General features: G+C 62.8%; 12 protein-coding genes. 2 read left to right on the top strand and 10 right to left on the bottom strand.

Annotated features, from left to right (window positions below):
* Positions 1 to 101: 101 nt before the first annotated feature.
* The 5 genes from NKJ75_RS17615 to NKJ75_RS17595 all read right to left on the bottom strand — a co-directional run bounded on the left by NKJ75_RS17615 (position 102) and on the right by NKJ75_RS17595 (position 7739).
* Positions 102 to 1559: an NCS1 family nucleobase:cation symporter-1 gene (locus NKJ75_RS17615; RefSeq protein WP_023688556.1), complete on the bottom strand. Its 1458-nt coding sequence runs from the start codon at positions 1557 to 1559 to the stop codon at positions 102 to 104.
* A 201-nt stretch (positions 1560 to 1760) separates the two neighbouring features.
* Positions 1761 to 2549, bottom strand: a complete 789-nt coding sequence (gene otsB, locus NKJ75_RS17610) for a trehalose-phosphatase (RefSeq protein WP_352499995.1) — start codon at positions 2547 to 2549, stop codon at positions 1761 to 1763.
* Complete coding sequence (locus NKJ75_RS17605; protein WP_023824879.1) at positions 2546 to 4327, bottom strand: alpha,alpha-trehalose-phosphate synthase (UDP-forming); 1782 nt, start codon at positions 4325 to 4327, stop codon at positions 2546 to 2548. Before NKJ75_RS17605 ends, otsB begins: the two co-directional genes overlap by 4 nt.
* Before the next feature lie 144 nt (positions 4328 to 4471).
* A complete protein-coding gene (locus NKJ75_RS17600; protein WP_023834104.1) occupies positions 4472 to 6634 on the bottom strand; it encodes an amylo-alpha-1,6-glucosidase in 2163 nt (720 codons plus the stop codon).
* A 43-nt stretch (positions 6635 to 6677) separates the two neighbouring features.
* On the bottom strand, positions 6678 to 7739 hold the full coding sequence (locus NKJ75_RS17595; RefSeq protein ID WP_023672687.1) for a glycosyltransferase family 4 protein: 1062 nt from the start codon (positions 7737 to 7739) through the stop codon (positions 6678 to 6680).
* 189 nt (positions 7740 to 7928) lie between these two features.
* Here NKJ75_RS17595 and NKJ75_RS17590 point away from each other — a divergent pair, with 189 nt between their 5' ends.
* Positions 7929 to 8231, top strand: a complete 303-nt coding sequence (locus NKJ75_RS17590) for a DUF982 domain-containing protein (protein WP_023688551.1) — start codon at positions 7929 to 7931, stop codon at positions 8229 to 8231.
* A gap of 185 nt (positions 8232 to 8416) precedes the next feature.
* The gene (locus NKJ75_RS17585) at positions 8417 to 8575 is read left to right on the top strand and encodes a hypothetical protein (protein ID WP_023672685.1); all 159 of its coding nucleotides are present in this window, start codon (positions 8417 to 8419) and stop codon (positions 8573 to 8575) included.
* A gap of 600 nt (positions 8576 to 9175) precedes the next feature.
* Here NKJ75_RS17585 and NKJ75_RS17580 read toward each other — a convergent pair.
* The 5 genes from NKJ75_RS17580 to NKJ75_RS17560 form a co-directional block, all read right to left on the bottom strand.
* Positions 9176 to 9376, bottom strand: a complete 201-nt coding sequence (locus NKJ75_RS17580; protein WP_081725396.1) for a hypothetical protein — start codon at positions 9374 to 9376, stop codon at positions 9176 to 9178.
* Between the two features lie 2 nt (positions 9377 to 9378).
* On the bottom strand, positions 9379 to 9564 hold the full coding sequence (locus NKJ75_RS17575) for a hypothetical protein (protein ID WP_023688550.1): 186 nt from the start codon (positions 9562 to 9564) through the stop codon (positions 9379 to 9381).
* Positions 9565 to 10222: 658 nt separating this feature from the next.
* Positions 10223 to 11734, bottom strand: a complete 1512-nt coding sequence (locus NKJ75_RS17570) for a protein adenylyltransferase SelO (RefSeq protein WP_352462499.1) — start codon at positions 11732 to 11734, stop codon at positions 10223 to 10225.
* Between the two features lie 243 nt (positions 11735 to 11977).
* Entirely contained in the window at positions 11978 to 13354 is a 1377-nt protein-coding gene (locus NKJ75_RS17565) for an NAD(P)/FAD-dependent oxidoreductase (protein WP_023672682.1), read from the bottom strand.
* 30 nt (positions 13355 to 13384) lie between these two features.
* Positions 13385 to 14212 carry a DUF2243 domain-containing protein gene (locus tag NKJ75_RS17560; protein ID WP_023696175.1) on the bottom strand — a complete coding sequence of 276 codons (828 nt, stop codon included), beginning with the start codon at positions 14210 to 14212 and terminating at the stop codon, positions 13385 to 13387.
* Positions 14213 to 14276 lie beyond the last annotated feature (64 nt).

The following is a 14276-nucleotide window of genomic DNA, read 5'->3' as shown; positions in this document are numbered from 1 at the left end:
GAGTAGGGAGTAGGGAGTAGGGAGTAGGGAGTAGGGGTATTATTCCCTACTGACTACTGACTACTGACTACTGACTACTGACTACTCCCTATCCCTCAATTTCACGCCTTCGCCGTCCTGGCCCCTGCGCCAAGGGCGGCGGTGCGAAGGACGTAGTAGATGACCCCTGCAATGCCGACGCCGAAAAACCAGCCATAAACGCCCCACCATGCCGGCAGCAAATTGGTGAAGTTCGGCAGGACCGAGGAGAAGATGGCGCCGATGCCGGCTGCTATGAAGGCGTTGACGTGCCAGCCGCCCTGGAAGCGGAACTCGCCATCTTCGCGGTACAGTGCCTCGACGTCGACCTCGCCCTTCCGGATCAGATAGTAGTCGACCATCATCACCCCGAAGATCGGCCCCATCGTCGCGCCGATGACGTTGACGAAAGATGCGGCACTGCCTTCCCACGGCGCGAAGGGATAGAGCACCAGCGCGATAACAGCTGCGATATAGCCGCCCTTCTTGAAGTCGATCTGCCGGGGAAAGACATTGGAGAAGTCGAAGGCCGGCGAGACGAAGTTTGCCACCACATTGATGCCGAGCGTCGCCACGGCAAAAGTCAGGGCTGCAAGCGCTGCCAGGAACCAGCTGTCGAATTTCGCCGAGATCTGGTCGGGATGCAGAAGCACTTCGCCATACACGTCGAAGGCAGCGATGGTGGTCACGCCGGCGACCAGCGAGAACAGGATGAGATTGATCGGCAGGCCCCAGATGTTGCCCTTGCGCAGCGATGCCTTGTCTGGGGCATAGCGGGCGAAATCGCAGAAATTGAGATAGAGCGCTGAGAAATAGGTGACCCAGATCGCCGCCACCGCAAACAGCGACGTCCAGGAGCCAGGGGTTCCGGGTACGCCGGCATCCTTTGTCTTGTCGAGCAGCACATCCATCGGGATGTCGCTGGTGAAGGCAAATCTCCCGGATTTTACACAGAGATAGATCGCCAGGATCAACATCATCACCCACACCGCCGGTCCGGCCCAATCCTGGAAGCGGCGCACCGTTTCCATGCCGTTCTGGATGATCAGCAATTGCAGTGCCCAGATGACCACAAAACAGATCACTTCCAGACCCGTGTGGCCGAGGAAATGCGTGTTGGCGTTGAAATCGGCGAACCATTGCGAGCGGATCAGCAACGCCACGATCGCGCCCGATGCCGCCGCCGTCTGCGCGCCGTACCAGAAGCAGGCGACGATGGCGCGCACCAGGGCCGGAATGTTGGCGCCCCAGATGCCGAAGGAGGCGCGCGCCAGCACGGGGTAGGGCACGCCGGTCTTCACGCCGGCATAGCCGACCATGTTCATCAGCGCGTAGATGATCAGCGAACCGATGCCGATGGCGATGATGAAATTGACGAAGCCGCCGCAAAACAGGAACAGGCTTGCGGCGAGATAATAGCCCCAGAGGCTGTGGACGTCCGACGTCCAGACGTTGAAGATCGAGAACGGCCCCCAGTTTCGGACTTTGGCCGGAGCCAGATCCTCATTGTATAGATCAGGTGATGCGCCTTGTATGGTCACTGCGATGTCCTCCCCTTGATGCCGCACGCGCCCTCACGCGTCGACTGCGCAGGTTATGCCTGACGCAGGGGAACCGGCAAGCAATCCATTTGCCGGCTTTGGCCTTAAAGATATTCAATGAGAACAGCGCTTATCGATCGGCTTTTGGCGAAGGTCGGCGCAAACGCGGCGAATCTTGATTCGATCCGCAGGCGGCAGCGATCAGGACGCTTTGCGGTTGAGAGCCGGTGATGCGTCGAAATTGGCGGCAAGCCAAGCTATCGCGCAGGTGACATCATCGAGCCTGTATTGGGCCACGGTCGGCCCACGCGGCTTGACCCGGATCGAGATGCCGCCGGCCTCGTTGATCGCCTCGAAACCGTTTTCGTCGGCGGTGTCGTCGCCGAGAAAGACCGGTCGCCGTCCGGCAAAGGGCGGGATTGCCATGAAACGCCGCACGGCAGCGCCCTTGGCCGCTTCGAGCGGCATGAGTTCGACGCCGGCGTTGCCCGGGATAACCCGATAGCCCTTGGGAAGCTCGGTCAATGCCTGTTCGGCAAGATGCGTTGCCCTGGCCAGCAGATGCGGCGCCGCACGCGTATGGATGGCGAGGATCGGACCCTTGCGCTCGATATGAACAAGGCCGTCATCGAGTTCGGCGTCGATGGCGTCGGCAAGGGCAGCGATATCGGCGGGAGCATCCGCGGTAACGACCGGGCCGTCCGGCGTCAGCCGGTGTTCCAGCCCATAGAGACCGGCAACACGCAGCTTCAACGGATGAAACAGGCGGTCGGCGCCCTCGACCGAGCGGCCGGTGATAAAGGCGACGGCGCCGTCCAGCCGTTTGTCGACGGCGCCGAGGAGGTTGCGCAGTTCGTCGCTCACGGACACGGCGTCGGGGTGCGCGGCGTGCTCCAGCAACGTGCCGTCGATGTCGAGGAAAAGCGCCCATTGTCCTTCCGGCAGGTCGGGTGCGGTTGGCAGGCCCGGTGCTTTCGACAGGCTATTCATGACGCCACCTTCCGCATGCGGTCGAACAGTGAGACGATGTTGCTGCCGGTGTTTGCGGGCCGCTCGGCGACACTTGTCGCTCTTTCGAGGTCGCCGCGTTTGCGCAGGCGCGCCGCATCGAGCAGCATGCTGCCGGCCCAGCGAAAGACATTGTTGTCGCGCACTATTTCGCGCATCGGGCGCATGCGCTCGCGTTGTTCGTCCGGTGACATGGTCAGCGCCTGCAGCAGCACCTGGCTCATCATCGCCGCGTCGTAAGGATTGACGATCAGTGCTTCCAGCAGTTCGCGCGACGCGCCGGCAAACGTGCTGAGCAACAGCACGCCCTGTTCGTCGTCACGCGCGGCGACGAATTCCTTGGCTACGAGGTTCATGCCGTCATGCAGGCTGGTGACCATGCAGATGTCGGCGGCGCGATAGATCTCATAGACCTGTTGCTGCGAATGGTGCTCAGCCACCATGACCACGGGCTTGTAGCCGTCATGACCGTAGCGCTGGTTGAGCTCGTTGGCATAACGCAGGCATTCATCGTGCAATTGCTGGTACGCCGGCAGCGTGCCGCGGCTTGGGGCAGCAATCTGCAGGAACACTACCTTGCCGATCCACTCGGGGTGGCGCGTAAACAATTCGTCCAGCGCATGGAAGCGGTCGAGGATGCCCTTGGTGTAGTCCAGGCGCTCGACGCCGACGCACAGCTTGACGTCCGCCGACAGGCCGAACCGCTCACGCAGGCGGGCGCGGCTTTCCTCGACCGGTGGCAGTTTGGCCAGGAGTTCGGCCGGCCATTCGATGGAGATGGGATAGGCGTGCACCAGTGTCGTCCGCCCGCCATACGAGATCGCGGCGTCGGCGCGCTCGATCCGGCTTTCCAGGAACCTGTCTACGCTTTCAGTGAAATTATTGGCATGAAACTGGGTGTGAAAGCCGATGATCGAGCTCCCGAGCAGTCCATCAAGAACGCGTTCGCGCCATGGGCAGATGCTGAACACTTCGGAGTTCGGCCACGGGATGTGCCAGAAGGTGATGATGATCGCCTCCGGCAGGCGCTCGCGGATCATGCGCGGCAGGAGCGCGAAATGGTAATCCTGAACCAGCACGATCGGCCGCTCATTGCGCGCCTCGGCAACCACCATATCGGCGAATTTGCGGTTGACGGCCTCATAGGCCTCCCAGTCCGAGGCACGGAAGACCGGCCGTGTGAAGGCGATATGGCAGAGCGGCCAAAGCCCTTCATTGGCAAAGCCGAGATAATAGCCCTGGTATTCGTCGTCGCTCAGCCACACGCGGCGCAGCGTATAGGACGGATTGTCCGGCGGCACCTGAACCCGATCGTTGCTGTCGACCGTCAGACGATCCGCAGTTCCGCCGCCATAGGCGATCCAGGTGCCGCTGCAGGCGCGGGTGATAGGCTCAAGCGCCGACACCAGGCCGCTGGCCGGCACCAGAAGCTCGACGCCGTCGTCCTTGATGTTGTGGATATAGGGTTCTCGGTTCGAGACGACGATGACCTGCGCGTCCGGCAGGTCGTCGGCAAGTATCTTGCGCAAGGTGTCGGGCGACCAGTTCACCAGCGCCGCGTCGGGAGATTGTCCGTTCTTCTCGAACTCCCGCAAGACCTTGCGCGTCGCTTCCGATGCGACGTCCTCGCCGGCAGTCGGTGCAACCGTCAAGCTATGGCTACGACGTTGCCTGGAGATCGATAACATAACGGCTAGAATCGAAAGGCCAAGGCTTGCAAGGATCAAGACCCAGAGCAGGGCCATGCCATAATCAGTCATTCCAATTCCAACTCAATTTTGGCCGCCAGGGCCTTTTTCTTCATGGTTCGATTTGAGTGTTCGCAGCCGACGATCGCCCGTGAGAACCTGTGTTTTTCGCAACGCACAAACCCTGGGTTCGGTTCCCGTTGAAGGCCGTTCAGATCATGTCCGCACGATCAGCGGAACCAGCCCTTCATGGCGGTCGGCGAGAAAGGCGACGACGCGGTCGCCGACGCGCTGGAAGGTAAGATCGACCCTCTTTTCGCCGACACCCAGATGCCTGAGCGTCAGCGTATCGATGCCGATCGGCAAACGGGGTCGAGTGACGTGGATTTCGCCGTTCCAGCCGTCGATTTCCAGACCGAGGCACGCCTGCATCAGCATGAAGGCCGAGCCTGCCGACCACGCTTGCGGCAGGCAGGCGACGGGGTAGGCGATCGGCGCTTCGCCCGGCGAGCGGGTGAAACCGCAGAACAGTTCCGGCAGTCGCATGTTGAAATGCACTGCCGATTCGAACGTACCGCTCATCAGCCGCACCACGCTGTCACGCTCGCCGAACCGCGCCAGGCCGGCGCCGCACATCGCCGTGTCGTGCGGCCAGATGGAACCATTGTGGTACGACATCGGGTTGAACAGCACAGCATCGTCGGAAAGCGTTCGCACCCCCCAGCCGGAGTGGAAGGAAGCCGAAAGCAACTGGTCGGCGACCATCTTAGCCCGCGCCGGTTCGGGCAGGCCGACATAGAGCAGGTGTCCGGCATTCGAGGTGCGCACCTTGCACGGCTCTCCGGCGCCGTCGATCGCCAGCGCATAGAACCCGAGATCGTCCAGCCAGAAATCACGCTCGACGGCGATCCGCATCTCTTCGGCGCGATTTTCCCAGTGCTCGGCCTGCGCGAACTCGCCCCGGCGGCGGGCGAGAGCGGCAAGGCCCCTGAAGGCGGCGAAGACATAACCCTGCACTTCGACCAGCGCGATCGGCCCCTTGGGGATGCGCCCGTCGGCGTGGAAGACGGAGTCGAAGCTGTCCTTCCAGCCCTGGTTCGCAAGGCCGGATTCGGCAGCGCGCTGATAGGTGACGAAGCCGGTTGCGCGGCTCGCCTCTTCCGTCCACTTGGCGGCGGCGCAGAGAGACGGCCACAGGCTGGCGATGAAGTCCATGTCGCCGGTGCGTTCGGCATAGGCGCAAGCGAGGTGGATGTAGAGCGGCGTGGTATCGACGCCGCCATAGTAGCGGCCGAAAGGCAGTTCCTGCAGCGCCACCATCTCGCCCTTGCGCGTCTCGTGCATGATCTTGCCGGGCTGCGAGTCGCTGAAAGGCGATGTCTCGGTCGCCTGGTGCTGGGCGAGGAAGGCAAGCACGCCGCGCGCCAGGCCGGGGTTGAGCCATAGCATCTGCAGCGCCGAGATGACGCCGTCACGGCCGAAGGCCGTCGAAAACCAGGGGATGCCGGCATAGGGGTAGGGGCCGGTCGACAACTCGGTGGTCAGCAAGGCGACATCCGCGCGGGCGCGTTCGACCCAATCGTTGAAGACGCGACCCGAACTGTGCACCGTCGCGCCATGGCGGCGCTTGGCCCGCATGCCGAAACGGGCGCGCGCCGCGGCCGCCCGGAAGCGGTCGCGGTCGGGCGTTTCGGTCAGTTCCGCGCCGGCCTCGACGTAAAGCATCTTGCTGCTGCGCTTGGTCACTGCGATGAGGAAATCCGCGCGCTCGGCGCTCAACTGGTCTGGCGGCTGCGAGAACGAGATCGCCGACACCCGCGCCAGCCCGTCCAGTCCGTCATAGCGCAGCAGCACCGAGGCAGGCGCGATCTCCGCTGCATGCGCCATTCCGCGCTTCGGCCGGGTCGAACCGCGCACCTCGAACATGTCGCGGAAATCGGCGGCAAAATGCAGCGAGACGCGGATTGCCGAATGCTCCTGGCTGTAGTTGGAAAGGGTGATGCGCTCGAACAGCCGGTCCTGCCACAACAGCCTGACGCGCTCGATATGGATGGCGCCCTGCGGGATGTCGCGGCCACCGACGCTTTGCATCGGCAAATTGGTCATATTGCTGGTGAACAGCACATTGTCCTGGCTGAGCGAGGCGCCGAGCAGCGATGTCTGCCGGCCGCCGACGGTGAGCCTGAACTCCGACAGCACCCGGGTGTCGTCACGGAAGAAACCGTCGCCCGCACCCCTGATATCGCCGTAGGCATCGGCCACGGCAAAACAGTCGCCTTGCTTTAGGGCAAACAGCCGGTGCGGCTCGCGCGGCGCGGTTTCGTCCAGGGAGGCAAGGGCCACGGCAGGGTCGAGCTTGCGCTCGTCAAGTTCGGTCATCAGTCACAAATCTCTGTTTCGGGCTCGGAACGTCCGCCGTCGTTCACGACGCTTTCGATTCAGCCGGGGCGCCGATGAGACGCGCATAGGCAGTGAGATAGTCGCGCGCCATCCTGTTGGCGGAGAACCGACTTTCGAAGACGGCGCGCACCTTTCGCCGGTCGAGTTGCAGCAAGGCCGGCACCGCGGCGACCGCGGCGTCGAGAGAATCGACGACAAATCCGGTAACGCCATGGTCGATGACTTCCGGCAACGCACCGCAGTTCCAGCCGATGGTTGGCGTACCGCACGCCATCGCCTCGATCGCGGCAAGGCCGAACGGCTCGGGCCAGTCTATCGGAAACAGCAGACCAGCGGCATTGCCGAGGAATTCAGTCTTCTCACTCTCGGCGATCTCGCCGACATAGTCGATGCGGTCGCCATCGATCAACGGCTCGATCGTCTCATGGAAATAGGCGCGATCATCGTCGCCGATCTTGGCCGCCAGCTTGAGTTTCATGCCCGAGCGCAAGGCGATGTCGATGGCCCGGTCCGGCCGCTTGTCGCGCGAAAGCCGGCCGAGAAAGGCGAGGTATGGTTCGCCTGCCGCCGTCTCGAAGGTCGGCTGATAGAGACCCGTCGGCAGCCCGTGATGGATGGTGGCCAGCCAATTGGCATTCGCAAGCCCGGTCTTCTGGCTATGCGAGATCGAGATCAGCGGAAAGCGCGGAAAACGCTCATAGGCTGGCGCCAGATCGACATAATCGAGCCGGCCATGAGGCGTTGTCACCGTCTTGTCCGGCATGGTCTCGAAGAACGAGAAATGCAGGAAATGGCTGAGATGAAAATGAATGATATCAAAGTCGTGGGCTCGGTTCCTCACATCGGCAAGCATCGCAAGATGCGCCGCCGTGTCCGATTTCAGTGGACGCGGATCGAGGCGTAGCGCGCGTTCGCGACCTGGTATCAGTCTGGCCGACGTCCGGCTGTCGCCGCTGGCGAACAGCGTCACCTCATGGCCGAGTTCGACCAGCCCTTCGGTCAGATAGGAAACGATGCGCTCGGTGCCGCCATAGAGAAGGGGTGGCACCGATTCGTGCAAAGGGGCGACATGGGCTATGCGCATGGTTTGAACGTGTCCCTCAAGGCAATCACGAGAGCGAAATGCATCAGCCGGCCTAACGTTCCGGACAAAAGCGGGCGTCGGCAACCCAAGCCCACCAGCGCAGATTTTTTTGCAATAAGCGGAACAAACGCGCCATCCGCGAATTTAGTAGGGTTGGTTCGCGCTGCGGCCGACCAGGGAGAGAACAAAATGGACCGCTTGCATTTCTTTACGCCCGTGCGCATTGCGCGCGGGCAGGGACACCCCGTCGAGGAAGTCGATAGCGTTGCCGAAGCGATGGTCTTTTTGCAGAAATGGCCATTGGGACGGCGTGGGCCTGTGTATCAGTGCGCCGTGAATTGCTGCTCCGCGGCCCTGTCGGGCAGAATGTCGGCCGAAGCAGCCAGGAAGGCGTTTACGGGCTTTGCCCGCATCACCCGGCTGCTCGATGATGACATGGCCCTGCCGATGGGCGGCGAAAGCATGGCGGAAGTCCACGCGCTGAGGCGCTAGGCGCCGGTCCAGCCATTTGGCTATTGAACACCCGGGCTTTGGCGGCGCGGGCATCATCTTTTCCGCACCGGAGTATTCCGGCGCGGCCCTTCACCTCATGGGCCACACTGTGCTTTCATGCGGCGTTTCGCATGACCGGTGGGTGACGACCATCCACAGGCGGCCCGAACGTGGAGGGGTAGACAATGCCGAGACTGATCCTGGGAACACTCGGCGCTATCGTCATCGCCCTCATCTGGGCGGTCTTTGCCAGTTTGATGGGCGCGCCATCGATCGTGATCACGGTCGGCGCGGTCGCCATTGGGGCCGGCGTCTACACCTACGTCGACCGACGCTCGACTTGACGCGTCCCCGGTCTGCCGCGCGCTCGACCAATTGCACGCCGGTGTTTGACGCGCGCGGCAGTCGCGGCGGGCATTCTTCAAAGATGAGCTTGCTGGCCGCATAGAGAGCCAAGGCGCAGACAGGGCGCCACACGTCGGACCGGGCTCCGCGAGAACTTGGGAGAGATCGTCAAAGATCTTTCAATCCGGCCAATGTAGATCGAAACGGCGAATCTGTGGATTTCCGGTGGAACATCGTCGCCTCGAAACACTTCGGGCGTTGCACTGCCCCATCAGTGCACGTTCCCTTGTTCTGTTGGAACTGGCCGGCTGCCGAAAGGTGGCCGGCTTTTTTGTATATTAGCGGAACCTGAAATTACGGGGCTTGTTCTGCATGCGGCAGCGAGCCCCTCGCTGCTGGTCGAGGGCCGTAACCCTTGGCCGGGCCCGCATCGCTCCGCCAGTGGTGCGGGCCCACGGCCTCCGGTTTTTCCGGGCGTCTCGACTCGCTGATCCTCACCCTGGTCCGGCTATGCATGTCACTCAAAAAAAGGCTCGGTTGTGAGACAATGACATGCACACGCGGCGCGCTTTAGCACAATCATTCACAAAGCCGTGGGTTCAACTGTTGCTACCCTTCTTGGCTGGATTGTGCGAATGATGACTGTCCTTTTCACCGCCACCCCCTGAAACTCGGCTTTTGGATCGACGGTCTTCATCCGCCGGGGGTTTGTTGACCTGCAGGGGTTTTCTGGCGTTCTCGTGCGATGCGCCTGGCCCGCCCTGCCGGATCGTGTTCGGGTGTTTCTTCGATGTGGACATGATCACCGATCCTGCTGACGGCCCTGATGAGTGGTGTTGACCTTGGTGTTGGCTTGCTGCCCTTGGCGCTCCGGATCCGGCGCTCCGTGAGTGCCGTGCTGGGCATCATCGTGGCTAACCTGTCGCCCTTCTCCTCGACCCTTCTGGCTCTGGTTCTCAGGCGGCACGGGCGGCATTTTGCTCGACATCTGCATCTCCTTGGGTTGCTATCGTGACTCAAAACCGTGATCGTGGGGGGAAGTTCCGTCTGCTTCGTCAGCACCTGTGCTTTTCGGTGCCGACGGAATCTGACTCCCAACGCGGATTTCAAGGAACGGCAGCGGCCCGCCCGCGTCGCCCTGCCAGTGGTGCGGGCCTGCAATATAAATCCTAAGCCTGGGCTGCTATCGCTGTTTATTGCGAGCTTGCGGCGACTTGCGTAGCGGGCCGCCGTGGCTTTCAGGGGACAGCGTGTTGTATCCGGTCGATCTGGAGCGACCGAAATACAGTGCTTGACCACGTTGCTGACATGATCGGTGAAGAGCGCGGTGTCGCGCCTGGATCGCGGCAGCAGCCTCTGGTCCGATCTGCCTGCAGCTGATGGCAGCTAAAACGACGTCAAAAGACCTAAGCCTCTTTGATCGCCCTCGCTGCTCGCACGAGCGATGACCAGTCAGCTCCCATGGCTGCGACAAGGTCTCGAGCATCTTCGTCTGATATTCCGGTACGGTCTACGAGCTTCCGTGCCAGCAATTCGAATGCCAATTCTATGATCGTCATAGCTCAGCCCCTACGAGAGTGCCCGTGACGATAGCTTGCAAATGGGTCTTCCGCATTTGCACATGTTAAGCGACCATCACGAATGTCTCATGTACCGCAGAATGTCTGCAGGACGCGCTCATCCGGGCGTGGCGGCTCAGCAAAGCGTTCCATTCCCGGCTGCTCATCGAAGGGACGGCTGACGACCGCCAGAATCTCCTCGAACGGTCTGAAGTCGCCGCCCAACGCCGCCTGGATCATCGCCTCGATGCGATGATTGCGGGGGATGAATTTGGGATTGACCGATTGCATGGCAGAACGGCGCGTGGCCGTGTCGCCCTCGCTTGCGATGCGCTGGCGCCACCGCGCCGACCAGGCATCGAATGCACCTGGATCCTTAAACAACTGCCGCGCCGTGCCTTGGCCGTCCGCAGCGTCGAGGTCATCGCCCAGGCGCCGGAAGCCGAGCGTAAAATCCGCTTCGCCGCGAGCCAGCACATCCAGAAAGTCGGCAGCGAGCTGCAAGTCGCCTTCCGCTTCGGTCAGCAGTCCGAGTTTTCTGCGGAAGCCGCGCTGCAACACAGCCTCATAGGAGGCCTGGAACGACCTCAGCACCTCTTCCGCTTCAGACACTGCTTCATTCTCGTCCGTGCTCATGAGCGGCAGCAGGGTCTCGGCAAAGCGCGCAAGGTTCCATGTGGCGACACGAGGCTGGTTGGCATAGGCATAGCGACCGGCGCGGTCTATCGAACTGAACACCGCGCTGGGGTCGTAAGCGTCCATGAAGGCGCATGGGCCATAGTCGATCGTCTCGCCCGAGATCGACATGTTGTCGGTGTTCATGACGCCATGGATGAAGCCGACCAGCATCCAGCGCGCCACCAGGTCCGCCTGTGCGGCGACAACGGCCTCCAGCAAAGCCCGGTACGGCCGTGCTTCCCCCGCCAGCTGTGGGAAGTGACGCTGAATGGCATAGTCGGCCAGTATCTTGAGCGCCTCGGTGTCGTGGCGCGCGGCGAAATATTGGAACGTGCCGATCCTGATATGGCTTGCCGCCACCCGTGTCAGGACGGCGCCGGGCAGCCGGACCTCGCGATAGACCGGGTCGCCGGTGAGCACCGCCGCAAGGCTTCGCGTCGTCGGAATGCCGAGCGCCCCCATCGCTTCGCTGACGACATATTCGCGCAGGACAGGGCCGAGTGCGGCGCGGCCGTCGCCGTTGCGCGAGAACCGCGTTGGTCCCGATCCTTTCAGCTGGATGTCACGGCGAACGCCGTTGACGTCCACCACTTCGCCAAGCAGCAGGGCGCGCCCGTCGCCAAGCTGAGGCACGAAGTTTCCGAACTGGTGGCCCGCATAGGCCAGGGCGATTGCTTGCAACCCTTCCGGAAATCTGTTGCCGGCAAGCATCGCCACTCCATCCGGGCTGGTAAGCTGGTCGGCATCGAGCCCGAGTTCCTCCGCGAGGTGCCGGTTGAACCGGATCAGCCGCGGTTCGGACACCGGCTTCGGATCTGTTTGCGCGAAGAAGCGCTCCGGCAATTGCGCATAGCTGTTGCTCAGGGCGGGAAGCCCCGTCTGAATGACCGGGGGTTGTTCAGCAGTCGCAGGTGACGTCATGACGAGCTGTCTCTGAAGAGGAGGGGTTCAACAGATCCCGTTTCGAGGAGCCTGTGTTCATTTGTTCATATAGGGACGCAACGTCGTTGGTGCCATCCGGATCCATCAGGCCGGCACCGGATACAAGCTGGGAACCACCCGCCTCAACTATCGAGGTTCGGGCTGCCGTGGGACGACGGGCCGTGGCGGAATCCAGAGCTGACCCCCGCATCGCCACTGTCTCCGAACTGAGCACCCGGCAATCTAGTCAGTGCGGGCGTGCAATGCCGGGGCGGCGTCTGCCTTGGTTGGCAGCGGCTCTCTCGGGGCCGCTCCCGGCGATGATTTCGAACCCGGTTCGACTCGCTCCTCGGCGATGAGCCGGGCGCCACGCTCATAGGTCAGGTAGCGCCAGAGCCACTGGATCGAGACCTGAACGCGGTGCTGAAAACCGACGAGCAGGTAGACATGGATGAGCGCCCAGGCAGACCAGGCGAACCAGCCTTTCAGTTTCAGCCTACCCGATTCGAACACGGCAGCGTGGCGGCCGACAATGGCCGTGTTGCCTCGATTGCTGAAGACAAAAGCGGGCAGCGTATCGCCAGCATCTATCCGGCGTGCCAGTGCCTTGCCGAGGTGCTCGCCCTGCTGCTTGGCGACCTGGGCAAGACCCGGCAATGGCTGGCCGTTCCCATCGAGGACCAGTGCGACGTCGCCAAGCGCGAAGACATCGGGATGGCCGACGACCTGCAGGTCGGATTCGACCTTCACCCGACCGCCGCGGTCGAGCCCGACACCAAGCTGGGCGACCAGCGGAGAAGCCGCCACCCCGGCGGCCCAGAGCGTCAAGGCCACCGGGATCACCTGGCCGCCGACGGTGATCTGATGCGCTTCGATCGCCTCGACCCGGTTGCCGAGCGCGACCTCGACGCCCAGGCTTTCAAGGCGCAGACGTGCATATCTGGAAAGCTCCGGGGCGAATCCGGCGAGCAGACGCTCGCCGGCTTCTACCAGTATGATCCTTGTCTTCTCGGGCCGGATGTTGCGGAAGTCGCGCGCCAGTGTGTGCCGGCTGAGTTCGGCGATCGAGCCCGCCAGTTCGACACCGGTCGGGCCGCCGCCGATAATGGCGATCGTCATCAGCCGGGATTGCTCGACTGGATCGGTGGTCCGTTCCGCGTGCTCGAACGATAGCAGCAGCCGTGACCGGATCGTGCGCGCGTCCTCGATGGTCTTCAAGCCGGGACAAACCCGAGCCCAGCTCTCCTGGCCGAAATAGAATGGCTGCGAACCGGTGGCCAAGACCAGGATGTCGTAGGGGACCGTGGTCCCATCGGCCAGCACCAGTATCCTGGCTTCGGTGACGATCTCGGTGACATCGCCGAAGAGAACCTGAACCGAGGGATAGCGGCCCAGGATCTTGCGGATTGGCTCGGCGATGTCAGGCGCCGACAAGGCGGCGGTTGCAACCTGATAGAGCAAGGGCTGGAACAAGTGGTGATTGTGGCGGTCGATGATCGTCACCCCGATTTCCGCCTTGCCGAGCGCCTTGGCAACCTCCAGACCGGCAAAGCCTCCGCCGACCACGACGATGCGCGGTGTCAGGCTCCGGCCGTGGCTGCTCTCGGTGGCGAACTGCATGCTTGATACTCCCCTATCCCTGTCCGGAAGTCATAGCCTGGCAGGAGTGCCTCGCTGCTGGCTGGAGCTACTGCTCATTCCGGCGGCATCGGTCCAGGCGAGGCATCCGGCAATGACAGGCGTCGTGCTGACCACAAGGGCGCCGCGCGCGTGAAGGGATACCAACCCGCGCCATGAGACGCGGTCGACCGCCCAGATGGTGCCGCTGGCGTCGACCCATTTGAGATGGGCGTCGGCGACTTCAACGGCCCGCATCATCGCCGCCGGTTCCATCCCGGCCCGAAAGACGATGATGGAATTGGCGGCACCGTTGAAGAACGGGCCGGCGCCGGCTGCCAATCCCGCGAGCAGGACGATGCTGGTAAGCGCTGCCGAAGCACCGCGTGCCGGTCCGCCGCGGTTGGGCAGCACCAGCACCAACACAAGCGGCACGATGCCGAAGATGACCAGCCACGCAATATCCCAGGCGAGCGGCAAGTCGCTGTTCATCTTGATCCGGTGCAGACCCAGCAGCCAGTGAAACACGACGGCATCGACGACATGCCAGACGCCGAACCCGGCGAAGGCGAGCCGCAGGATCTCCGTGGTGGTCCCGGGCCGCGCGCCGGCCGCCCTCGCGGCCACCAGCAGCACCGTGCCGGCGACGGCGAGCACATACATGAAAAGATGGAAGAGGCCGTCGGCCATGATCTGGAAGCGCAGGTCGGAACCCACCGGATCGGCGACGCCCGAGAGAAGATGATGCCATTGCAGGATCTGATGCAGGACGATGCCGTCGAAGAAACCGCCGAGCGCGAAGCCGAGCAGCAGCCAGCCGGCTCGCGTTCTCGGGTCGAGTGTCGCGGTGATCGCGTCCATGTCAGGACCACCGGCTCCAGGCCGGGGCGTTCAGTTGCCTGGGCACCGACATGTCCGGCGGCAT

This window comes from Mesorhizobium sp. M0058 (assembly GCF_040323095.1).
GTDB lineage: Bacteria > Pseudomonadota > Alphaproteobacteria > Rhizobiales > Rhizobiaceae > Mesorhizobium.
This window is presented reverse-complemented; position numbering and strand designations above follow the sequence as displayed.

Coding starts and splice junctions, on each gene's coding strand:
- NKJ75_RS17575 (WP_023688550.1), bottom strand. CDS start 9,564: ATGTCGAGCAAAATGCCGCCCGTGCCGCCTGAGAACCAGAGCCAGAAG.
- NKJ75_RS17605 (WP_023824879.1), bottom strand. CDS start 4,327: ATGACTGATTATGGCATGGCCCTGCTCTGGGTCTTGATCCTTGCAAGC.
- NKJ75_RS17565 (WP_023672682.1), bottom strand. CDS start 13,354: ATGCAGTTCGCCACCGAGAGCAGCCACGGCCGGAGCCTGACACCGCGC.
- NKJ75_RS17570 (WP_352462499.1), bottom strand. CDS start 11,734: ATGACGTCACCTGCGACTGCTGAACAACCCCCGGTCATTCAGACGGGG.
- NKJ75_RS17560 (WP_023696175.1), bottom strand. CDS start 14,212: ATGGACGCGATCACCGCGACACTCGACCCGAGAACGCGAGCCGGCTGG.
- NKJ75_RS17595 (WP_023672687.1), bottom strand. CDS start 7,739: ATGCGCATAGCCCATGTCGCCCCTTTGCACGAATCGGTGCCACCCCTT.
- NKJ75_RS17590 (WP_023688551.1), top strand. CDS start 7,929: ATGGACCGCTTGCATTTCTTTACGCCCGTGCGCATTGCGCGCGGGCAG.
- NKJ75_RS17585 (WP_023672685.1), top strand. CDS start 8,417: ATGCCGAGACTGATCCTGGGAACACTCGGCGCTATCGTCATCGCCCTC.
- otsB (WP_352499995.1), bottom strand. CDS start 2,549: ATGAATAGCCTGTCGAAAGCACCGGGCCTGCCAACCGCACCCGACCTG.
- NKJ75_RS17600 (WP_023834104.1), bottom strand. CDS start 6,634: ATGACCGAACTTGACGAGCGCAAGCTCGACCCTGCCGTGGCCCTTGCC.
- NKJ75_RS17580 (WP_081725396.1), bottom strand. CDS start 9,376: ATGTCCACATCGAAGAAACACCCGAACACGATCCGGCAGGGCGGGCCA.